Source organism: uncultured Roseobacter sp., assembly GCF_947491795.1.
Taxonomy (GTDB): domain Bacteria; phylum Pseudomonadota; class Alphaproteobacteria; order Rhodobacterales; family Rhodobacteraceae; genus Roseobacter.
The window spans coordinates 1144037-1169134 of sequence record NZ_CANLKW010000001.1 but is presented as its reverse complement, the minus strand read 5'-3'; the positions used below and the strand labels follow the sequence as shown (position 1 = coordinate 1169134).

Annotated in this window: 4 protein-coding genes and 1 tRNA gene; 3 read left to right on the top strand and 2 right to left on the bottom strand. The window is 60.0% G+C overall.

All coding sequences use genetic code 11. The features are described 5' to 3' along the window. Positions 1-6 precede the first annotated feature (6 nt). Complete coding sequence (locus Q1A34_RS05650; RefSeq protein ID WP_300031868.1) at positions 7-21042, bottom strand: hypothetical protein; 21036 nt, start codon at positions 21040-21042, stop codon at positions 7-9. A 253-nt stretch (positions 21043-21295) separates the two neighbouring features. Between Q1A34_RS05650 and Q1A34_RS05645 the strand changes: the two genes are divergently transcribed. Then, positions 21296-22555: a glycosyltransferase gene (locus Q1A34_RS05645; RefSeq protein ID WP_300031866.1), complete on the top strand. Its 1260-nt coding sequence runs from the start codon at positions 21296-21298 to the stop codon at positions 22553-22555. 166 nt (positions 22556-22721) lie between these two features. Here Q1A34_RS05645 and Q1A34_RS05640 read toward each other — a convergent pair. Continuing rightward, positions 22722-22795 (bottom strand) — tRNA-Cys (locus tag Q1A34_RS05640). A gap of 147 nt (positions 22796-22942) precedes the next feature. Here Q1A34_RS05640 and Q1A34_RS05635 point away from each other — a divergent pair. Both Q1A34_RS05635 and Q1A34_RS05630 read left to right on the top strand, forming a co-directional pair. Beyond that, entirely contained in the window at positions 22943-23596 is a 654-nt protein-coding gene (locus Q1A34_RS05635; RefSeq protein WP_300031864.1) for a protein-L-isoaspartate O-methyltransferase, read from the top strand. 45 nt (positions 23597-23641) lie between these two features. After that, positions 23642-25081: a TolC family outer membrane protein gene (locus tag Q1A34_RS05630; protein WP_300031862.1), complete on the top strand. Its 1440-nt coding sequence runs from the start codon at positions 23642-23644 to the stop codon at positions 25079-25081. The last annotated feature ends 17 nt before the right edge of the window (positions 25082-25098 follow it).

Here is a 25098-nt window from a genome sequence, read left to right as displayed (position 1 = left end):
GCAAGTTCACCATGTAACCCGCTCAATATCGGCAAAGTTGATCGTGCCGCCATCGTCGAAAGTGACCACGCCCGAGGCATCACTGGAAAGTTCCAGAATGCCGCTGTTGAGTGATGTGACTGAGTGTCCGCCGTCAAGAACCAGTGTCCATCCGTCACCGTCAACGGTGTCGCCCGACTGAACCGCCGCGCCGGCGCCCATACCGGACAAAGCGATCTCGTCGGTCCATGCACCTGCACCGCCCTCGACCGTATCATCACCCTGCAGTGCCGCGATCATAAAGACATCGTCACCGTCCCCGCCTGCAAGCGAGTCGTTGCCGCCGCCGCCAAAGATTCTGTCGTCCTGCGCAGAACCGATGATCGTGTCGTCGTTGCCTGTCCCGTTAATCTGGTCCACGCCGATCATCGTAATGTCGGTAAAGTCAAAATCGGCGAATGCGTCGTCTGTCTGCAACGTATCGCCGGTCGCTCCCGAACCATCGATGATCTCGATCCCGCTTGTAGCAGCCGAGAAATCGCCCTGCACGTCATAGGTACCCGAACCGGTGCCGAAATAAAGCGTATCAGTGCCGGTGACGCCGGTGTCGGTTATTACATTGGACCCGCCTGATCCGCTGAAATCGCCCAGATCAATGAAATCCGATCCTTCGCCACCATCCACTGTATCGGCGCCGCTTTGCGCTTCGATTGTATCGTCCCCGGCACCGCCAAAGAGATAGTCGTCTCCCTGATTGCCATCGACGTTGTCATTGCCGTCGCCGCCGATCAGCGTATCGTCGACGTCGCTGCCTTCAATTGTGTCGTCACCACCGCGCCCGTCGACGTAAGCGCTGCCCGATGTAAGCTTAGCATCAAACAAATCCGCCTGGTCCGTGAGGGTGAACCGTTCAATCCCGGAGAAAGTGATCGTGTCGGTCCCATCGGTAACGGTGCCACTTTCACTGCCTGAGTAGTCCACGGTGACAGGGCCGGACAGGCGCGACAAGTCGATCTCGTCACTGTCTGTGCCACCTTCACCTCCGACAACGGTGTCATTGCCAAAGGCATCCTCCATGCTGAAGGTATCAGCGCCGTCGCCACCCTCCAGACTGTCATCTCCGTCATCGCCCTCGATCCAGTCATCGCCCGCACCACCGGTGATTGTGTCGTTGTCCTGACGTCCTTCGAGCGTATCGTTACCGTCGCCGCCGTCCAGGTAATCGTCGCCTGAATTGCCCCGCAGAGAGTCGTTTCCAAGGCCGCCGGAGATAGAATCGTTGCCGTCTTTGCCGTCGACACTGTCGTTACCGTCGCCCGCGACAACGGTATCGTTACCCAGACCGGCATTGATCCAGTCATCGCCACTTCCGCCGGTGATACTGTCGTTACCATCGCCGGCTTCGATGTCGAGACCAACGCTGTCGGCGGCCCCGTTCACCACATCATCGTGGTCCGTCAGGATCAGCCGCTCGACTTCCGAGAAGGTGATCGTATCCGTGCCATCTGTGATCGTGCCGGCCTCGTCGCCGGTATAGGTAACGGTGACAGGGCCGGTAAGGGCGGACAGGTCGATCACGTCGTCATCTGTTCCTGCATCGACCCACTCGCCGCCGATGATCACGTCGTTGCCAAAGCCGTCCTCGAGAACAATAGTGTCGGCGTCGCCGCTGCCGACCAGGGTGTCATTGCCGATGCCACCGTAAATCAGATCATCGCCACCGCTGCCGTCGATGTAATCATCACCTGCGCCGCCAAGAATGGTTTCGTTGTCCATCCAGGCATAGGCGCTGTCATCGCCGCCGCCCAGATCCCAGTAGCTGCCGACGCCATTGGGGGAGTACTGCCAGACATCATCTGCGAAATCCGACCCGTAGACCGTCGTGTTGCCGTAGTCATAGACGGTGACACCACTTCCGGAGAGGCGCGCGTCAAAGACCGCAACCGCGTCGTCGGTGTGATCATTGAACTGGAACCCGTCAAAATTGGTGAAGGTCGCTGTGCCGGATCCGTTGGTGATTGTGCCACCTGTTGCACTTGTAAAGGTGACATTGGCAGTTGATCCGATGTCATGCACGTTAAGCCAGTCCAGCGATCCGTCTGTGCCGCCATCATAGCTGTCGCCGACAAAACTATCTGTCCCATCCAGCAGATGAACCCAGTCCGCGCCGTCACCGCCGGTAAAGGTGTCCGACCCGGCGCTGGCGTAGTAGTCGTCTGATCCTGTGCCACCGTCTACCGTATCATCGCCGGACCCGCCGGTGATCCTGTCGTCTCCGCCCGCGGCGCTGATGTTCATACCCGTCGAGTCAGCGCTTGCATCCACCGTGTCAGCGCTTTCCGTCAGTTCGAAAGCTTCAATGTCGGAGAAGGTACCCGTGGCCAGGCCTCCGCCACTGTAGGTGTAAGTGCCAGCTTCGTCGCCGGTCATCGTGACGTCGACACCCGATGGACCGAAGAGTTCAAGCGTATCCTCGCCAGCGCCGCCGGTGACAACGTCATTGTCGGAGTTGTCCGTCGCTTCAATACGATCCGCGCCATCGCCGGCGTCTATGGTGTCGTCGCCCTGCTGACCCTGGATGAGGTCATCCCCGTCGCCGCCAAGAATGGAGTCGGCCCCGGCATTGCCAAACAGTGTGTCGTTGCCAGCGCCGCCGTCCAGAGTGTCATTTCCACTGTCCCCATAAATGGTGTCCTGGCCAGCCCCACCGACGAGGCTGTCATTGCCCTGGCCACCGTCGAGATAGTCGTCGCCGTCTCCGCCGTCAAAGTAATCGTCTCCGGTCGCGCCACTGGTCCATTCGTCAATGACGTCGTTGCCATCGCCGCCGAACACGGTGTCATTTCCGTCGCCACCGTCAACTTCATCATCGCCTGCACCTGCTTCAATACTGTCTGCGCCAGAGCCACCCGTGATTGTGTCAGCTCCACCGCCTGCATCCAGACCAACGCCCGCGCTGTCGGCTGTCGCGTCAAATACATCTGCCTGGTCTGTCAGGATCAGCCGCTCGACTTCCGAGAAGGTGATCGTATCAGTGCCATCGGTGATCGTCCCGGCCTCGTCGCCGGTATAGGTCACCGTGACCGGGCCGGTGAGAGCAGACAGATCGATTACGTCGTCATCAGTACCGGTTTCGCCGCCGCTGATGGTATCTGCACCGAAACCGTCCCGGACAACGAATGTGTCCGCGTCCGCACCACCCTGCATCTGATCGTCGCCCTGGCCACCGACCAGCGTATCCGCACCACTCCCGCCGACGAGTTCGTCGTGGCCGCGCCCGCCGTACAGAATGTCATCGCCACTGCCACCAGTGAGCGTGTCGTTCCCGCTGAGCCCGTAGATAACGGACTGGGTCGCGCCTGCGCTCAGGCTTTCGCCGGCATCCATGGTGCCGATCTGTATGTCGACCGTTTCGCTGTAGGTGTTGCCCTGAGGGTCCGTCACTTCGATAGTGATGCTGTCACTGAAAGGCGTGCTTACGTCGAGATTGCTGACCGGCGAGACGTCGCCGGTTGCCGGGTCGATCTGAAACAGACCGCCCGCGTCGTCGGTCAGCGCAAAGGTGTGGCCGCTCAGGTCGTCGGCATCGACCACGTTCTGGATCTGTACGAGGGTGGTGCCTGCCGCGACATAGTCCACACCGGCATGGTGTTCGGTAACTTCGGCATCTGACAGAGCGCGGTCGTAGATTTCTACCGTGTCAATGCTGCCGCCGAAGAAACGGTCGGGATCAAGGTTCTCTCGCGCGCCGAGGAACACATCGCCCGACGGATTGAAGGCGTCTCCGCCCCGTGTGTCGCTGTTCTGCAGGACCCCGTCCAGATAGACGCGCGAGCCAACGCCGTCCTGAACCGTCAGTGTATAGGTGTGCCATTGCCCGTCACCAATGATGCCGCTGACGTCGAATTGCAGCGCGAAATTGTCCAGCGTGTCGTCAGTATCCCGAATAACGGTCCGAAGCATGTTCGGGTCGGAGCCGTGGCTGGCCTCGTTGATAAAAATGTTCAGGCTGTTGGCGAAATCCGGATTTCCGTGGCTGTAGAGATACTGGAACATCGAGCCCGAGTTGTCATCGACCTTGAACTGGATCGTAACAGTGAATTCCGGGTTCATCGTAACATCGGGGATGCGTACGTAATCGTCAACTTCGTCGAATTGCAGGGCGTTGCCGTCGCGACCCGCGACCTCGGTGGCACCATGCACGGTACCGTTGTTGCCCGCGATACTGTCCGTTGCGTTGCCCTCAAGGTCATAGCGATGCGATACACCGCTCAGCGAATTGTCGGGTTCGGCGCTGACGGCTTCAAAGACGATGCCGGAAGGAGCATCCCCGGTAAGGTCCGATATCGAATAGTCGCCATCGTCGAAGCGGAAGGTTTCTATATTGGTCGCGGTATCAGTGCCGCTGGGCGACCCGGATCTGTTGTCCGTGATCGTCAGTGTGCCGTCGCTGTCGGTTATGGTGTAATCGCTGCGGTCGCCGGTCAGAATCAGAGTGTCATTGTCCGCGCCGCCATCGATTGTATCGTTGCCGCTGCCACCGTACACGATGTCATTGCCGTCGCCACCATCAATGTTGTCTGCGCCCGTTCCGCCGTCGATGGTGTCAGCACCGGCACCACCGTCAATGCTGTCATTGCCAATGTTTCCAGAGATCGTGTCGTTTCCATCACCTCCAAAAATCGTGTCGTCGCCGTTAGCGGCGATAATCGTGTCATCGCCGCCCCGGGCATCAATCCACTGCGGTGCGCTTGTTGCGGCGAGTGGAAAGGCCGAATCGTCCTGATCGGTCAGGATCAGCCGTTCGATTTGCGAGAAGGTTATCGCGTCGGTGCCGTCGGTGATCGTGCCGGCCTCGTCGCCGGTATAGGTGACGGTGACCGGGCCGCTCAGCCCGGAAAGATCGATCACGTCGGCGTCGGTGCCGCCTTCGCCGCCGATGATGGTGTCGTTGCCGAATCCATCGGCCATCACGAAAGTGTCCGCATCATCGCCGCCGTCCAGGCTGTCGCTGCCGGTACCGCCAAGAACGGTGTCGTCACCGGTCCCACCGGAGATGGTGTCCGCCTGCGTGCCTCCGTCAAGGCTGTCGTTTCCAGAGCCTCCGCCGATGGTGTCATTTCCATTATCGGTCGCAACGATGGTGTCGTTACCGGCTCCGCCACTGAGTGAATCGTCCCCGTATCCGCCATCGATACTGTCATCGCCGGATCCGCCGTCGATCGTATCGGCACCTCTGCCGCCCACGACCGTATCATTGCCGTTCCCGCCGTCGATGATCACACCCGGCGCGTCTCCGTTAAGGCCGCTGTGTGTTGCCGAGGCATCAACACTGTCATCCTGGTCGGTCAGGATCAGCCGCTCGACTTCTGAGAAGGTGATCGTATCGGTACCGTCGGTGATCGTGCCCGCTTCGTCGCCGGTATAGGTGACGGTGACCGGGCCCGTCAGCGCCGAGAGATCGATCACGTCGTCGTCGGTTCCGCCCTCGCCACCAACAAGAGTGTCGTTCCCAAAACCGTCTTCGACAATGAATGTGTCCGCGTCATCACCGCCAACGATGTTGTCGTTGCCGGTGCCGCCTGTCAGCGTGTCATTGCCGTCTTCCCCGAACAGCGAGTCGTTGCCAGCGCCACCAGAAATGGCGTCGTTGCCCTCTGCGCCCGTGATGCTGTCCGCGCCCGCGGAACCGACAATGGTGTCATTGCCTGACGTACCACCTATTTCATCGACGCCGGTAAGCGTTATGCCCGTGAAGTCGAAATTGACCGCCGCTGCATTCGATGTGAGCGTGTCGCCGCTTTGCGCGGATCCGTCGATGACCTCGATGCCGCTGTTTGCGTAGGAGAAGTTCGACTGAACCTCGTAGCTTCCACTGCCATCGTCGAGATGCAGCGTGTCCGTGCCCGTGGTGCCGGTATCCTGAATGACGTTGTCGACGCCATCCGAGACATCGTCGATATGGATATTGTCCGACCCTTCGCCGCCATCAATCGTGTCGCCACCGCTTTCCGCCTCGATGCGGTCATCCCCGCCACCGCCATCAATTGAATCGTGCCCGCTGCCTGCATCAATCGTATCGTTGCCTGAGCCACCCAGGATCGTGTCATTGCCGCCGTCGGAATAGATTTCCTGGCCGTCGGTATCGAGCCGTGCATCTATGAGGTCGGCGTTACTGGTTCCTTCCACGCGTTCGAAGCCATCAAAAGTACCGGATGATATACCGTCGGTCGAGACTATTCCCGCGTCGTCACCTGTGAAAGTGACGGTAGCGCCATCGGCACCACGGCCGACCATGTCCAGTGTGTCGACCCCGTCACCACCGGAGATGACGTTACCTGCGCCGTCGTTCGTATCGAATTCGATGCTGTCATTGCCGTCGCCGCCCTCGACCGTATCCGAACCACCTCCAAGGTCGATCGTATCGTTGCCCGTGCCTGCATCCACGGAATTGTCGCCACCCTCAAGATCGACAAAGTCGTCGCCATCGCCACCGAGGATCGTGTCGTCGCCCGTACCGCTGATAATCGTGTCGTTCCCCGCACCCGCTTCCAGAACCATGGGTGCTGCGCTCGCGCTGCCATCGACGCTGTCCGCGTGATCGGTCAGGATCAGCCGCTCGACCTCCGAGAAGGTGATTGTGTCGGTACCGTCTGTGATCGTGCCCGCCTCGTCGCCGGTATAGGTAACGGTGACCGGGCCGGTAAGGGCGGAGAGATCGATGACGTCGTCGTTCCCGCCGGGAGATGTCGTGTCTTCTCCCCCGATAATCGTATCTGCGCCAAAACCATCCTCAATTATGAACGTGTCCGCGCCCGCGCCGCCTTCCATTGAATCAGCATCCGCACCGCCTGCGAGCGTATCGTCGCCCACCCCGCCAATAAGGGTGTCAAAGCCCGCGCCGCCGATCATGCTGTCGCCGTTGGCCTGCCAGGTCGCATTCTGCGGTGTGGTTGTCGCGCCAGAGACGATGCTGTCGTCCCCCGCGCCGCCGTCCAGTGTGTCGCTGTCGGTGGTGTCGAGCTCGTTGCCGCCGGTGATCGTGTCGTTGCCCTCACCGCCGTAGATTTCCTGACGCTGGTTTCCGCCTTCGATCAGGTCATTGCCGCCCTCGCCGTAAATCAGGACGTTATCCTCGGATCCGTCAAAGTACGTGATACTGTCGTCGTCCGCACCGCCATAGACAGTATCATTGTCGCGATAAATAAGCGTGTCGTTCCCACCACCACCTTCGAGCAGATCCGCGCCGCCGGCACCGCCATAGAGGTAGTTTGCCTGGCCGTCGCCCGTGAGAGTATCAGCGCCGCTTCCGCCGATGACCGTCTCGAACCCGGAATAGGTGTTTCCATACTGATCCGTTCCAGCCGCAAGATCTATATCGAAACTGGCAAAGCTGACGTTCGACCCTTCGATCGAGAAGGTGTCCAAACCGTCTCCTCCGATGAACACATCGCCCGTGCCATCGTCAAAACCAGCCAGGATCGTATCGTTACCATCGCCGCCATCAAGGGTGTCCTTGCCGTCCCCGCCTTCGATGAAGTCGTTGCCACCGCCGCCTTGAATGTGGGCGCCTGCGCTGTCTGCCGTTGCATCTACGGAATCCGCCTGGTCTGTCAGGATCAGCCGTTCGACTTCGGAGAATGTGATCGTATCGGTACCATCGGTGATCGTGCCCGCTTCGTCGCCTGTGTACGTGACGGTGACCGGGCCGGTCAGGGCAGAGAGATCGATGACGTCGGTATCGGTGCCGTCTTCGCCACCGGTAATGGTATCGTTCCCAAAGCCGTCTTCGACAATGAATGTATCAGCGTCGCCGCCGCCGGAAAGCACATCGTCGCCCGCGCCGCCGTACATCACATGATCGCCAAATTCGCCGGCCAGCGTGTCATTGCCACTGCCGCCATAGACCGTATCGTCGCCCCCAAGGGCATCTATGTCCACGCCGTCGGTATCAAGACGCGCGTCATAAAGCTCACTCCACCCGGAACCACGCAGGACGTCTATCCCGGTGAATGTGGCCCTTGCCGGATCACTGCCAAAGTCCATCGTGCCAGCATTGTCACCGGTGAATGTCACCGTGACGGTACCGCTGTCGGCATCCAGCGTGTCGGTGCCGTCACCTCCGATAATCGCGGCGGTTCCGTCGGTTGCATCCACGTCGAAGTAATCATCGCCCAGCCCGCCGTTGAGCGTATCATTTCCACCCGTCGCGTCGAGGCTGTCGTTGCCGTCGCCCCCGTCGATTGAGTCGTCCCCGGACCCGCCGATGATCGTGTCATCGCCGTCCCGCCCGTCGATTGTGATCCCGGCACTGTCGGCCGTCCCATCCACCACATCTGCCTGATCGGTCAGGATCAGCCGCTCGACTTCTGAGAAGGTAATCGTATCTGTGCCATCGGTGATCGAGCCTGCCTCGTCGCCGGTGTAGGTGACGGTGACCGGGCCCGTAAGCGCGGAAAGGTCGATCACGTCGTCGTCCGTGCCACCTTCGCCACCGATGATGGTATCGGCACCAAACCCGTCCTCAACGACAAAGGTGTCGGCGTCGTCGCCGCCATCGAGGCTGTCAGCGCCTGTACCACCATGGATTTCGTCAGAACCGCCGTGGCCAAGAATAGTATCACTGCCCGCGCCGCCAAGAATGGTTTCATCATCTGCGCCGCCTCTGGCGATATCGTCGCCCGAGCCCAGGTCCCAGTAACTGCCGACGCCATTTGCGTCATAGTGGCGAACGTCATCGTCAAATTCGGACCCGTAGACAGTCGTGTTCCCATAGTCTTCGACCGTCACACCATAAGATGACAAACGCGCATCAAAAGTTCCAACCGCAGAGTCCGAAGCGTCATTGAATTGGAAGCCTTCAAAATTATCAAACGTGGCGGTCACTACGCCGTCACTGATTGTGCCCCCGGTGCCGGACGTAAAGATGACATCCACAGTTGTGGCAACGTTGTTTACAAGCAGGAAATCGTTGGACCCATCGGTGCCGCCATCATAGCTGTCACCGTCAAAACCATCGGTTCCGTCATAGAGGAAAACCCAGTCAGCACCGTCGCCGCCAATGAAGGTATCGCTACCGGCACCATCGTAGTAGTCATCGCTGCCGCTTCCTCCGACGATGCTGTCATCCCCGGCGCCATTGAAAAAGTCGTCAGCGCCATCGCCACCGATGATTGTGTCATCTCCCTGACCGTCAAAGATGCGATCATTGCCGGCGCCGGCGTCAATGCTTACGCCCACGCTGTCGGCCCTTGCATCGACGCTGTCCGCCTGATCGGTCAGGATCAGTTGCTCGACTTCCGAGAAGGTGATCGTATCGGTACCATCGGTGATCGTGCCCGCTTCGTCGCCCGTGTACGTGACAGTGACCGGACCGGTAAGGGCAGAGAGATCGATCACATCGTCGTCGGTGCCGTCTTCGCCACCGGTAATGGTATCGTTTCCAAAGCCGTCTTCAAAAACGAACGTGTCCGCGTCCGCGCCACCGGACAACGCATCGTCTCCGGTTTCGCCAGACAGAGTGTCGTTGCCGGCGCCGCCTGAAATGATGTCATTGCCAGCGCCACCGTCGAGGCTGTCTGCGTCTGCAAGTCCCTCGACGCCGAGCGGAGCAAGAACAGCGATCTCTGCAGCGCTGAGCTGAGAGTCGAAAACAGCAAACTCGTCCAGCTGACCATCAAAGAAGTCGCGCAGATCATTTGCAACACCGTCGTCGGATGTCTGTTGATCCGCACCAAGTGTCCACGGATTGGCCGCGCCGCTGATGCCGCCTGTATAACTGTCACTTGCAACTTCGGCGCCATCAACATAGAGACGTACGCCGTCGGCGCCGAAAGACAGCGCAATATGGTGCCATACCCCGTCGCCAACGACGCCGGGTCCTGAACTGATCCAGTAGCTTTCGCTGTCACTCTGAATGCGCACCGAAATGGAGCCGTCGCCCGAAGCATGTGCGAGAATGTGTCCGCCAGCATCAAAGCCGGTACTGTCGCGCGAAAACAGTGCGTCGTCGCCGGACGCACCGAGATCATTGGCGTTCATTCGTATGGAAATCGTACCCTCTGTCAGGTCAAAGCCTGTGGAATCAGGTATCTCTACATAGTCGCCATTGCCGTCCAGTTGCACGGCTGTGCCGCCACCATCCCAGCCGGAACCGCCCGCTGCAGCGTTGCCCTGATAGATGCCATCACGGTTGTTACCGCTGGTGTCCGCCGCTGTTCCGGAGGCACCATCCTCGAAGTTCATCAGAATAACCGGCTCTGCGCTTCCCGAGGCACCATCGCCAAGGATCGTGTCATCACCGGAGCCGCCCGTTATCGTATCGGAGCCTCCTCCGCCCGCCACGTCGATACCGTTCGTGGTGGCGCTGCCGTCCACAACATCCGAGTGATCAGAAAGGATCAATCCTTCAGTCTCTGAGAATTCGATCGTATCTGTGCCGTCGGTGATCGTGCCCGCCTCGTCAGCGGTATAGGAGACGGTAACGGGGCCACTCAGGCCGGACAGGTCGATCACGTCGTCGTCGGTGCCACCCTCGCCGCCTTCAATCGTGTCATTTCCAAAACCGTCCTCTGCGATGAAAGTATCGCTGCCGTCGCCGCCGTAAATCGTGTCGTTACCGGCGCCGCCGGCGAGCGTGTCGTCACCTTCGTCGCCGCCGATCAGGTCGTCGCCATCACCACCGTTCGCACTGTCATTTCCAGCCCCGGACCACACCGTGTCATTCCCGCCGTCGCCCGACAGGGTGTCGTTTCCATCGTCGCCGTAAAGGGTGTCCTGGCCATCACCGCCCGACACACTGTCGTTTCCGTTTTCGCCTGTGAGATAGTCGGAACCTGTGCCTCCGGTTACCGTATCGTCACCGTCCCCGGCGTAGATACTGTCGTCCCCGGCGCCACCGTCAAACACGTCATTTCCCTGGCCCGCGCCGGCCCCGGCTTCGTCGTCGATGACATCGTTGCCGTCGCCGCCTTCGATTGTATCGTTACCAGCGCCGCCTTCGAATGTGTCATTGCCGGATCCGCCAGCGATTGAATCGTCGCCCGCGCCGGCCATGACATTCGTTCCCACGCTGTCGGCTGTCGCATCCACGACATCCGCCTGGTCTGTCAGGATCAGCCGCTCGACTTCTGAGAAAGTGATCGTGTCGGTGCCATCTGTAATCGTGCCGGCTTCATCGCCAGTGTAGGTGACAGTGACCGGACCGGTAACGGCCGTCAGGTCGATGACGTCATCATCGGTTCCACCTTCACCACCTATAATGGTGTCGTCGTCAAACCCGTCCTCGACCAGGAACGTGTCCGCATCGTCGCCGCCGTCCAGACGGTCATTGCCTGTACCGCCGCGCAGAGTATCGTCACCAGCTCCGGCAGTGATGCTGTCCCAGCCGGTGCCGGCAATGATGGAGTCGTCGCCCTGGCCCGCGCTGATAGTATTGTCGCCGTTGCCTGCGTGGATGGTATCCTGGCCATCTCCGGTAGTTATCTGATCATTGCCATCGCCCGAAGACACCGTGTTGTCGCCGTTGCCTGCATTGATGTTATCCCAGCCGCTGCCTGTGACGACACTGTCGCTGCCATCGCCCGCACTGACAGTGTTGTCGCCATTGCCAGCGTCAATCGTATCCGCGCCTGTACCTGTGATGATCTGGTCGTTGCCATCGCCGGAGGACACAGTGTTGTCGCCGTTGCCTGCGTTGATCTGGTCCCAGCCGCTTCCAGAAAGAACTGTATCGTTTCCGTCTCCGGAAGACACGGTGTTGCTGCCTTCGCCGGCATCGATGCTGTCGTTGCCGATGCCGGAGGAGATTGAGTCATTGCCTGCGCCGGAGGATATGGTGTTCTGGCCATTGCCAGCGTGGATTGTGTCCCATCCGCCATCTGCCGTAATTGAATCATCACCTGCGCCCGAGGAGACAAAATTGTCGTCAGCGCCTGCATCTATTACGTTTCCACCGTCCCCGGCGGCAATGGAATCGTTACCGGCACCAGACGAAACCGTGTTCTGACCTCCGCCCGCGTCGATTGTATCCCAACCGCTGCCGCCATCGATGCTGTCATTCCCGGCATAGGTCGTGATCTGGTCGTCACCGTCACCAGCAACGACGGTGTTGTCCCCTGCTGTCAGTTCATCGCCATCGGTATCAGTGTATCCCAATGAGATGGTATCCGCAGAAGCTGTCCCATCGATAACGCCGTCGGGTATGGGAATACCAGCGCCCAAGGTTTCGACTTCAGTGAAATTGACGGTGATTGTGTCACCCGCGGTGTTCTCAAAGGTGAAAGAGCCGCTGAAACTGCCACTGCCGTCATCTGTCGGGCCGGAAACCCAGTTGATACTTGTCAGCCCGTTTCCATCAAGGGTATCTGCTCCGGTTTCGCTGCCACCGTTGATCGTGATGGTGCCGGGCCCTTCGACATCACCTGCATCGATCACAAAGGTATCGTCTCCGGAGCCGCCGCTCAGCGTATCATTCCCGCTGCCGGCGGCCAGAGTGTCATCGCCCGCGCCTGCATCGACGTTCATCGGTGCCGCACCTGTGCCCGCGTTGACCACGTCTGCCTGGTCGGTCAGGATCAGGCGCTCGACTTCTGAGAAGGTGATGGTGTCTGCACCGTCGGTAATCGTGCCCGCTTCGTCGCCGGTGTAGGTCACACTAACGGGCCCGGTCAGAGCTGACAGGTCGATCACGTCGTCGTCCGTGCCATCTTCGCCGCCGGTGATAGTGTCGACGCCAAAGCCGTCTTCTACGATGAAGGTGTCCGCATCGCTTTCACCGAAAATATTGTCATCGCCGGTACCGCCGCGCAGCGTATCGTCACCGGTGCCGCCGCGCAGATCGTCGCTCCCCGCGCCGCCGGACAGCGAGTCGTTGCCGGCACCACCGCGGAGCGCTTCCCAACCGTCGCCGCCAAGCAAGGTGTCATCACCGTCGCCGCCGAAAAGTCGGGTGTTCCCGCTGCTTGCCGAGGCATCCAGAAGATCGTCATTCGATGTGCCTTCGACATCTTCGAACCCGGTGATCGTGCCCGAGGAAGCGGTGCCGTCAAAACTGTAGGTTCCCGTGCCTGAGTTGACACCGGTGAGTGTGACCGTCACACCATTGCCGGTGGCGTCATCTTCGAAAATCACGCGGTCGGCGGAGCCCGCCCCGCCGTCCAGCGTGTCCGTGCCGCCATCTTCACCCACGGTAATCTGGTCCGTGCCATCGCCGCCGTCGATAGAATCGTCCCCGGTGCCACCATCAATGATATCGCCGCCAACCCCGCCAAGGATCGTGTCGTTGCCGCTGCCGCCGTCAATCGTGTCATCGCCGTCACCCGCAGCGATATCGACGCCCACGCTGTCGGCCGTGGCATCCACCACATCGGCCTGGTCTGTCAGGATCAGCCGCTCGACCTCTGAGAAGGTGATCGTGTCCGTGCCATCGGTAATCGTGCCGGCCTCGTCGCCGGTATAGGTGACGGTGACCGGGCCCGTCAGCGCGGAAAGGTCGATCACGTCGTCGTCCGTGCCGCCTTCGCCGCCGGTGATCGTATCGTTGCCAAAGCCATCTTCGATCTCGATACTGTCGGCATCGTCGCCACCGATGATGATGTCGTCGCCAATTCCACCCCGCAGAGTGTCGCTGCCGGATCCGCCTGACAGGCTGTCAGCGCCATCTTCACCGATCAGCAGGTCGTCGCCCGAGCCGCCCTGCAGCGTATCATCGCCGCTGTTGCCGGTCAGCTCGTCGTTGCCGTCACCGCCGAGAAGGCTGTCATTGTCGTTGTTACCGCTGATGGTGTCGTTGCCGGCGCCACCAATCAGCGTGTCGTCTCGGCTGCCCCCGCTGATGATATCATCACCATCCCCGCCATCGATCTGGTCGGCCCCGGCGCTGCCGTCGAGGCTGTCATTGCCGGCGCCGCCGTCAAGGGTGTCATCGCCACCCCCGCCATCGAGAGTGTCATCGCCGCTCCCGCCCGCTAACTGGTCGGTACCTGCACCTCCATCGATGCTGTCATTGCCCGCGCCGCCATCAATGGTGTCGCTTGCATTGCCACCATCGATGCTGTCGTCGCCATCGCCACCTTCGATGTAGTCAGAGTTCACACCGCCCAGGATCGTATCGTTCCCGGTGCCGCCGAAGAGATCGTTCAGACCATCGCCTGCAACAATACTGTCATTGCCGCTGCCACCAAAGATCGTGTCCTGTCCCGTTCCCCCGAGGATCGTGTCATCCCCTCCGCCAAGGGAGAATTCGGTCCCGCGGCTGTTGGCCGTCCCATCGACACTGTCGGCCTGATCAGTCAGGATCAGGCGCTCAATTTCGGAGAAGGTGATTGTGTCGGTGCCATCGGTGATCGTACCAGCCTCATCGCCGGTATATGTGACGGTAACCGGACCGGTCAGCGCGGACAGGTCGATCACGTCGTCGTCGGTGCCCGTCGATGTCAGCTCGCCGCCTGTAATCGTGTCGTTGCCGAAACCGTCCTCTATAACAAAGGTATCGGCATCATGCGCACCGTTCAGTATGTCATCGCCGGCACCGCCCCGGATGGTTTCGCTGCCCCACCAGCCGTCGATGGAATCGTTTCCGTCACCACCATCGATCTGATCGTCGCCGCGGCTGGAAATTATCGTGTCGTTGCCATCGCCGCCGGAAAGGGTGTCATCGCCGTATCCGCCTTCGATCCAGTCGTTGCCGAGACCGCCCCGGAAGTCGACCGTGCCGGATGTCCCGAGGTTGTAAAGAAAATCGTCAAAATCGGATCCTGTGACAGTGTTCTGGCCACCCCATGTATTGTACTGGATGAACTCACCCGCATTGGACGCATCAAGCACATTGTTCGAGCCGTAACCATCAAACTGGTAGAAGCGGTCGAGCGTCAGAGTGTACGTGCCGTCGCTGGAAACCGCACGTTCCCCATCGACAAAGCTCAGGTCCCAGTTTTCATCGAGGCCGACATACCCCCTGCCAGTCGTCATCGAGAGGCTGTCGTTGCCGGCATCCCCTGCAACATACACAACGTCTACATCCACCAGGACGTCGTCGCCGTAACCGCCCTGGAGCGTCGCCCGATCATAGCCGTCGCCACCGTTAAACGTGTCGTCTCCCTGACCGTCAACGATACGATCATCGCCAGCGCCTGCGTCAATACTTACCCCTGCGCTGTCAGCCGTTGCATCAACGCTGTCTGCCTGATCGGTCAGGATAAGCCGTTCGACCTCTGAGAAGGTGATCGTGTCGGTACCATCGGTGATCGTCCCGGCCTCGTCACCGGTGTAGGTCACGGTGACCGGGCCTGTCAGCGCGGAAAGGTCGATCACGTCGTCGTCGGTCCCGCCTTCGCCGCCGGTAATCGTGTCGTTGCCGAAGCCGTCCGTTATGCCGAATACGTCCGCGTCGTCGCCACCCGACAGGCTGTCGGCACCGCCGCCGCCCATGATCGTGTCGTCACCGGCACCGCCGTCGATGGTGTCGCTGGCGCCGTCATCGCCCGTATCTACTGCACTTGCATTTCCTGCAGCGGCATTGGTACCCAGGCCGCTTACATCAAAGCCTGCGAGATAATCATCCCCGTCGCCACCGGAAATTGAATCCGCGTCTTCCGACCCTTCAATTGCATCATTGCCAGAGCCGCCGTAAATTGTGTCCTCTCCGACGTCGCCCGAAATTGTGTCGGATCCGGCTCCCCCGTCGATCAGGTCGCCGCCGTCACTGCCACTGCCGCCGTTTTGCCCTTCGATTTCATCATCACCATCACCGCCATAGATGGTATCTGCGCCGCGTCCGCCCTGGATGGTGTCATTGCCAGAGCCACCGTCGACCAGATCATTGCCGTCATCGCCCGAAAGCGTGTCTGCACCATCGCCGCCATAGAGCTCATCATCGTCATCGCCGCCCTGCAGCGTATCTGAACCGGCACCACCATCCAGTGTGTCATTTCCAACACCGCCCGACATGCTGTCATTGCCATCATCATCGAGCAGCTCGTCGTTGCCCGTGCCGCCTTCCAGTGTGTCGTTGCCGTCTTCGCCGAGGAGAGTATCGTTGCCGTCACCACCCAAAAGACTGTCATCACCGTCCCAGCCGCTCAGCTGGTCGTCGCCGCTTCCGCCGGAGAGCGTATCATTGCCGGTGCCGCCGCTCAGCGTGTCGAGGCCGCTGCCGCCATCAATGTAATCATCGCCGTCACCGCCTTCTGCGAGGTCATTGCCTGCACCGCCTGAGATGCTGTCCGCGCCGGTTTCGCCATAAAGTTCGTCCGCGCCATCGCCGCCGTCCAGAGTATCCGCACCGTCGCCACCCTCCAGCGTATCATCGCCCGCGTCGCCTGCGACACTGTCGTTGCCCGCGTCGCCGAAAAGAACATCGTTGTCATCGCCACCGGACAGGGTGTCGTTGCCATCATCACCCTGCAGCGAGTCCTCCCCGCTGCCCCCGCTCAGGTTGTCATCACCTTCCCAGCCGGTCAGTGTGTCGTTGCCCGCATTGCCATACAAAACGTCATCACCGGCGTTGCCAAAGACTGCATCATTACCGCTGCCGCCGATCACAGTATCGTTGCCATCGCCTGCGTCCACGTCGATCCCGGCACTGTCGGCGGTCGCATCAACAACGTCGGCCTGATCGGTCAGGACAAGATGCTCGATTTCAGAGAAGGTGATCGTATCGGTGCCATCGGTGATCGTGCCGGCCTCGTCGCCGGTGTAGGTCACCGTTACCGGCCCGGAGAGGCCTGTAAGATCAATGACATCGTCGTCGCTTCCGGTCTCGCCACCGATGATCGTGTCATTGCCGAAACCATCTTCGGCGATGAAGGTGTCTGCACCGCTGCCGCCGAGCAGACTGTCGTCGCCCGCACCGCCCGACAGTTCATCATCCCCGCTGCTGCCCATGAGGGTGTCATTTCCGGCACCGCCCTCAAGCGTGTCGTTGTCGTTGCCGCCGTCGATGGAATCGTTGCCCGCGCCGCCGCTCAGGAGATCATCGTTGTTGCCACCGTGAATGCTGTCGTCGCCGTCGCCGCCATCAACTGTGTCGTTGCCCGCGCTGGAGAAAATCGTGTCGTTGCCACTGCCACCGGAGATGCTGTCAGAGCCAAATGTATCTGAGATGTAGTCGTCGCCGTCCCCGCCGTCGATCGTGTCATCGCCGTTAAAGTCGGTGATACGGTCGTCTCCGTCGCCTCCGAGGAGGGAGTCGTTGCCCGAACCGCCGTCGATGGTATCTGCGCCCGCGCCGCCGTCGATGCTGTCGTCGCCTGTGCCACCATCAAGCGTGTCATCCCCCTCGCCACCTTGCAGCGTATCGGCACCGCTGTCACCAACAAGGCTGTCGGCGCCCGACCCACCTGTCAGGCTGTCTGCACCGTCACCGGCCTGCAGTGTGTCATTGCCGCTCCCGCCGTGCAGGGTATCACTGCCAGAACCCGCCGTCAGACTGTCAGCACCGTCCCCGCCCGAAACGCTGTTGTCACCGGAGCCTGCATCGATCGTATCATCACCACTGCCACCTGTTGCGGTGTCATCGCCCGCACCGGCATCAACACTGACACCGACACTGTCAGCCGTCGCGTCCACAACGTCGGCCTGGTCCGTCAGGGTCTGCTGTTCGATCTCCGAGAAGGTGACCGTATCGGTGCCATCGGTGATGGTACCGGCCTCGTCGCCGGTATAGGTGACGGTCACTGCGTTATCCGTTTCGGACAAGTCGATGACGTCGGTATCGGTGCCGCCTTCGCCGCCGGTGATCGTGTCATTGCCAAGGGCTGCATTGTTGTATTGGATGGTGTCTGCGCCATCGCCGCCGGAAATCAGGTCATCGCCTGCCCATTCCTCGATCAGGTCGTCGCCGTCGCCGCCGGATACAGTATCATCACCGCCACCGCCTGCGACAGTATCATCGCCTGCGCCACCCTCGACGCTGTCTCTGCCGCTCCAGCCGTCGAGTACATCCGCACCGTCACCACCGAGCAGAACGTCGTCTCCGTCACCGCCGTTGAAACTGTCGTTGCCATCGGCACCTGTCAGCGTGTCGTTGCCGCTGCCGCCCTGGGCCGTATCGTCGCCGGCACCGGTCTGGATGTCCACGCCCGCGCTGTCTGCGGTCGCATCGACCACATCCGCCTGATCCGTCAGGATCAGCCGTTCGATCTGCGAAAAGGTGATCGTATCGGTGCCGTCGGTGATCGTCCCCTCTTTGTCGCCGGTGTACGTGACGGTAACCGGGCCGGTAACCCCGGAGAGGTCGATCACATCGTCATCTGTGCCGCCGTTCCCGCCGACAATCGTATCGTTGCCAAAGCCGTCTTCAATCAGGAAAGTGTCTGCGTCGTTGCCGCCGACAAGACTGTCATCGCCTGCACCACCGGACAGGGTGTCATCTCCCCTGTCACCGAAAAGCCGGTCACCACCGCTGCCGCCGGTGATGTCATCGTTACCGTCCACGCCATAAACAACTGCGCCGTTCGTATCAGCCGAAGCGTTGATGGTGTCGTCAAAGGATGATCCCCAGACTTCCTCTATGTCCGTGAAAGTACCGCTGACCGCGCCCGTATCGGAGGCAAAGGTGCCGCTGTCGTCGCCGGTAAAGGTCGCTGTATATCCGCTGGTTGAACCGTTCAGTTCGAGATCGTCGGTGCCCGAACCGCCATCAATGGTCACAGGGCCATCATCTTCGTAGATCAGGAAGTTGTCGTTGCCGTCGCCCCCCGAAAGCGTGTCCGCGCCCTCGCTGCTGAAAAAGACATCATTCCCGCTGCCGCCGGTGATGTTGTCTTCCTCAGAGGTACCTTCCATGGTCTCACCACCGTTGCCGGCGGTGTAGCTTCCTTCGTAGTCCGTTACGTTGATCGTGATGACTTCGTCATAGGTGTTGCCGCTGATGTCTGTGACACGCACCGTGATGTCAAAGCTGGGGTCGGTTTCGTAATCGATGCTCTGCCCGGAGCGCACGCGGATCTCGTCCCCGACGAGCTCGAATTTGCCTGACGGATCGGAAATCAGTGCATAACTGTGGGTGTCGCCCGAACCGCTGGGATCTGCCGTTTGCAGTGTTCCTACGGTGTCGCCTGACGGGTCATAGGCGGACCCGATTGAACCACCGTCGACAACCGTTTCGTTGACGCTGCCGCCCGACGCAAAGCTGATGCCTGTGGGCGCCGAGCCGTCGGCGTAGGCCTGGATCTGGTCCGCGGAGTAGGTAACGCCGTTAAACTCAAAGGTCTCAACGCGGATCACTTCGTCGGTGCCTTCGTCAAGCCCGTCCCCCGCGTTATTGTCCGTGATGGTAAAGGTTTCGGTGCCGCTGTCGTAGCTGATGGTGAAATCGCTCAGATCGCCGTCATAGACCACGGTATCATCAGAGCCGGGTTCGATGTTGAACTGATTGTCGCCGTCGATGGTATCGTTTCCAGCACCACCGATGATCCGGTCGTCGCCGCCGGTGCCTTCCAACTCGTCATTTCCCGCGCCGCCGATAACGGTGTCGGCACCAAAGCCACCAAAGACGCGATCATCGCCATCGCCGCCGTCGATGTAATTCGCGGTTGTCCCATAGCTGAATATCTGGTCGTTGCCCGAACCGCCCAGCAGAGTGTCGCCGCCAACCTGGCTTCCGTCGACATAATCGTCCCCGCCGCCGCCGTCGAAGTAAGACCCGCCGACGGTGGAATTGTAAAACCAGACCTCGTCGCCCGCCGCTCCACCAAGAAATGTGTCTGTGCCGCCCCCCATATGGAAATATGGTTCATCGGTGAAACCCGTTGCATCGACGAAGTCGTCGTGATTGGTGAACTGGATGTATTCTATGTCGGAAAAACTGATGGTATCCGCACCGTCGGTCAGCGTGCCGCCGTCACTACCCGTCATAGTAAGGGATACACCCGAAGTCATATCTTCGAACGATAGCCAGTCATAGCCATCACCACCGTCGATGGTGTCATTGCCAAAGCTGTCTTCGATGTAAATCCGGTCAGCGTCGTCGCCGCCGTCGATTAAATCTGCGCCTTCGCCACCCCGGATACTGTCCAGGCCACTGCCACCGGCGATCGTATCGGCACCAGTCCCGCCGTCTATAGAATCGCGGCCAATCCCGCCCCAGAGAATGTCGTCGCCGCTGTCGCCCGAGATGCTGTCGTCACCGGCTTCGCCCAGAATGGTGTCGCTTGCCGTGCCGCCCTCAACAGTGTCATTTCCTGCACCTGCATCAATCTGGATGCCTGCGCCGTCGAGAGCGCCGAATACAACATCGTCGAAATCCGTCAGGATGAGCTTTTCAATCTCAGAGAAAGCGACCGTACGGGTGCCGTCTGTAATCGTTCCCGCCTCATCACCTGTGTAGGTCACGGTGACAGGGCCGGACAGAGCGGATGTATCTATGATGTCCAGATCACCGGGCCGTTCGCCGCCCAGAATGGGATCCTCGTCGAAGCCATCCTCCAGTACAAAAATGTTGTCGCCAGGATCGCCGCCGTCTGGTGCTGAAGGTTCCGTTTCATCAGCCGGTTCTTCGTCCGTAACACCTGAAGGCTGGGTGGTCGCCGTCTCAACGGTTCTGTCCGTCGGTGCCTGTTCCGCCCTGGGGACACCGGCATCTGGTGCTGCGCCCTGAGGGGCAGGGGGCGGCTGTGTCCCGCTATTGTCTTCCCGCGTCGCTTCAGAAGGGGCCTGCTGCAAAGGCACGGGGCTTTCGGGGCTGGAAACGCTTAAGGGCTCAAACCCGGCAGACGCGCCGGGTTCGGTGTCGTCTGTGTCCTGGGTGTTCGGCGTGCCGGCGTTCTGGGGGGCAGGCGAAAAAGAGCGCTCTGCCTCGCCGCCCGGGGCAGGGGCTGCGTCAGGTGCCGTCGTGCCAAAGGCATTGCCGGTTTCAGACTGTTCTTTGGTTGCGTCCGTACCGCCGGCAAGTGTCGGGAGCGTGCCGAGAAAACCGGCGAGGCCCACGCCGACCTGCGCGTCTGCGCCACCGGTCGCACGCGTGTCGCGGAACTTACCCTCTTCGGAATTGCTCCCGGATTTAAACTGATCGCGTGCGCCACCCTTTCGGCCCGCGCCGCGGTTCTCCGACTCGTTACTCATTACCAAACACCATTCACCCCTGGCCCCGGCAATCGGAACCAGGGTGCTATTAAAGGCGAAAAATCCTAACAGGTGGTAAAATCCGCAATTTCAGCGGCGGCGCGCCTGGCGCTCTTGCGTTTCCGAAGTGTCCGCTCGCGTGGTTTGCCGCTCTGTTCTGGTGTGCTGCATCACCATGGGGGCGGCCGATAACGTGCAGGTAAGACTTCTGGGCTAGACAAAGGCTCAGCATCTCGACGGAGCGCAGGTAGCAGTGAAGATACTCTTTATCCACAAGAATTATCCGGCCCAGTTCGGACGGGTTGCAATCTGGCTGGCAGAGCATGGCTGGGATGTGACCTTTGCAACAACGCGACATGACGTGCGCTCGGACAAACTGCGCATTGTCCGTTTCAAAGAGCACCGTGAACCATCGCCCGCAACGCATCACTATCTGACCGGAACAGAACGTGCAGTGATTGCCGGGCAGGGGCTGGCCCGCACAGCGCTGGCCCTCAGGAAAGAGGGCTATGAGCCGGACGTGGTTGTGGCGCACTCGGGATGGGGTGTTGGCTTTTTTGTGCGCGATATCTGGCCCGACACAAAATACGTGCAGTACGCGGAATGGTACTACAACTTTCCTTACGCAGATCAGACGCCTTACTCCAAGGTCGGCAACGAAACAGAGGAAAGTGCCAGAACGCGCATCAGAAACGCGCCGTTCTGGCTCGATTTCAGTGCTGCTGACGCGACGGTTTGTCCGACACAGTATCAGGCGTCCCGATTTCCGGAAAAGATTTCAGAACATATCTCCGTATTGAATGATGGGTTTGACACAGAATTGCACTGTCCTGGCCCACGCGACAGAGAGTTTCTCAGCGCGCAGGGCATTCCGCCGGACGCTCCGCTTGTCACCCATGTCGCCAGAGGGATGGAGCCGACGCGTGGCTTTCCGGAAGTCATGAAAGCCATCGAACAGCTGCAAAGACGACGCAGCGATGTACATGCCGTCATAATCGCAGAAGACCGGGTCGCTTACGGCCCTAAATCACCGGGTCAGTCATGGAAAGAGCGCATGCTCAACGCGCTTGATCTGGACACCGACCGGTTACACTTCACCGGCCTCGTGCCGCGCGCGACAATGATCAGATATCTTCAGGCTTCAGATGCGCATCTTTACTTGTCGGCACCCTTTGTCCTGTCCTGGTCATTCGTCGATACAATGGCCTGTGCCGCACCGATTGTTGCCAGCCGGTCCGCACCGGTGGAAGAGTTTGTCTCAGACCGGAAAAGCGCGCTGCTGGTCGATCCCTGCAACACGGGTGAGGTAACGGACGCAATTGAAAAACTGCTGGATGACAGCGGTCTGGGACGACGACTTGGGCGCGCTGCCAGGGAACATGTTGTGTCACATTACGATGCAGAGAGCATTGTCTACCCGCAACAGGCCAGGTTTTTCGCGACACTGGCCGGAAAAGACCTGCCGCGGGTCAGCGAGATTGCCCAAAACCGTGCGGATGAGGATGCTGCGTAGCAGGTTTAACTGAACTGAACCGAAACCGGCCATCGGTTCGGGTACTTTCCGACGCGGCTCATCGTGATGGAAATTGCCCTGTCGGAACCTTAGGATGGCATACATTTCGAGCGGGTTTGTCCATGATACCTGCGGCTGAACCACACACGCGATTTTTGCAGAAAAGTGGAGGCGAGTACCGGAATCGAACCGGTGTACACGGATTTGCAATCCGCTGCGTCACCACTCCGCCAACTCGCCGCCAATGGTGTGCGGGCAGAGCTAACCGATTACGCGGGCGGTCGCAAGTGCCACAGATTGTCAAAAACCGAACTGACGGGCGTTGCCGCAGCGCCGCAACTGTGCCACATCTGGTTGAAACAATTCTGAACGTATGAGTTTAGACATATGACTGACTTTGCAACGCGGCGTACGATGATGGTGGATACTCAGGTCCGCCCTTCCGACGTCACCAAATTCCCGATCATTGACGCAATGCTGACCGTACAGCGCGAGAACTTTGTGCCCGCCAGCCACCGGGAAGCCGCCTATATGGGCGAAAACCTGACGGTTGCACGCGACCGGGTAATGCTGGAACCGCGAACCCTGGCCAAGATGCTGGATGCGCTGGATATCACCAATTCAGAACTTGTGCTCGATGTGGGTGCCGGGCTTGGCTATTCATCGGCCGTCATTGCGCATATGGCCGAAGCAGTTGTCGCGGTTGAAGAAGATTCGGATATGGTCCGTGACGGACAGGATGCCCTTTCTGAGGCCGGCGCGGACAATGTCATCATGCACGAAGGACCGCTGATTGGCGGTGCGCCGGAACATGGCCCCTATGACGTTGTGATCGTGCAGGGCGGGGTGCGCCATTTGCCCGAGGCGCTGGTGGCACAGGTTAAGGACGGCGGGCGGATTGCCTGTCTGTTTATGGAAGGCGCGCTTGGTGAAGTGCGTATCGGACGGAAAAGCGACGGAACGGTATCCTGGCGTATGGCTTTCAATGCCGGCGCGCCGGTTCTGCCGGGCTTTGAGCGTGAGGCAGCTTTTGAATTCTGAATAATCAGGTGGGCAACGACCCGAAAAAACCGCAGAGGTAAAAAAATGGCAGGCAATATCGTAGCAGAAACATATCGAAAAGGGCTGCAGATCGCGGCCATTGGTCTTTGTCTGAGCGCGCCTGCCGGCGTTGCACAGTCGGAGACACTGGCCGACGCGCTGGTTGGCGCCTATAACACCAGCGGGCTTCTTGACCAGAACCGGGCATTGCTCCGCGCCGCTGACGAGGATGTCGCCGGTGCAGCAGCGGCCCTTAAACCTGTGCTCAATTACACGGCGAACCTGACCCGGAATTTCGGCGATACGCGCAGTATTTCCACTTTCAGTGGTCTGGCGAGCACAAACAACCTTGAATCGACGAATGCATCTGCCGGGCTGATTGCCGAGCTTTTGCTCTATGATTTTGGCGCAACGCAGCTGGGCGTTGAAGCCGCCAAGGAAACGGTACTGGCCACCAGACAACAGCTGATCAGCCTTGAACAGCAGGTGCTGTTGCGGGCCGTTACCGCCTTTCTCAACGTGCGCTCACTGACAGAATTTGTTGCGCTGCGGCGCAACAACCTCAACCTGCTGGAACAGGAACTGAGAGCGGCGCAGGACCGTTTCGAAGTGGGCGAGGTGACCCGAACAGATGTGGCCCAGGCAGAAAGCCAGCTTGCCGAAGCCCGCAGTGGACTTGCGACCGCACAGGGCGATCTGCAGCAGGCGATCGAGGAATACCGCAACGTGGTCGGGCGGACGCCGGGCGCGCTGGTGACACCGCCATCGCTGCCCTCCTTCGGCAGCAACGTCGAGGCCGCACGCTCCCAGGCGCTGCGTGTGCATCCGGATCTGCGCGCGGCACAACATGCGGTCGCTGCTGCAGAGCTGAATATCCTGCGTGCCGAGGCGGCGATCAAGCCGACACTGAGTGCAAATGGCTCCCTGAATGTGCAGGAAAACCTCGGAAGCAGTTCGTATACCAACTCCGGCAGTGTGGGTCTGACGCTGTCGGGCCCGATCTACCAGGGCGGCCTGATTGATTCATCTATCCGCCGTGCCATTGCGTCGCGTGATGCGCAGCGCGGCAACCTTTTCGAGGTGCAGAAGACCATATCCCAGAATGTCGGCTCGACCTATGCACAGCTTTCGGCACAACGCGCCAGTCTGGCCGCGTCAGAGGAACGCATCCGGGCCGCGCGTATCGCATTTAACGGTGTGCGCGAGGAAGCGCAGCTCGGAGCCCGGACCACACTCGATGTTCTCGATGCCGAACAGGAACTGCTGGATGCGGAAACATCCCGTATTTCCGCTCAGGCAAATGTCTATGTTGCCGCATATTCTGTTTTGCAGGCAACCGGCCGGCTGACGGCGAAAGACCTGGGACTGGGTGTTCAGCAATATGATCCTGCAGCCTATTACAACCTTGTGAAGGACGCGCCGGTGGCCCGGTCTGCGCAGGGTGCCAAGCTCGACCGGGTTCTCAAGTCGCTGCAAAAAAACTGACGGTTTGACCGGGGCCA

Coding starts and splice junctions, on each gene's coding strand:
- Q1A34_RS05650 (WP_300031868.1), bottom strand. CDS start 21,042: ATGAGTAACGAGTCGGAGAACCGCGGCGCGGGCCGAAAGGGTGGCGCA.
- Q1A34_RS05635 (WP_300031864.1), top strand. CDS start 22,943: ATGACTGACTTTGCAACGCGGCGTACGATGATGGTGGATACTCAGGTC.
- Q1A34_RS05630 (WP_300031862.1), top strand. CDS start 23,642: ATGGCAGGCAATATCGTAGCAGAAACATATCGAAAAGGGCTGCAGATC.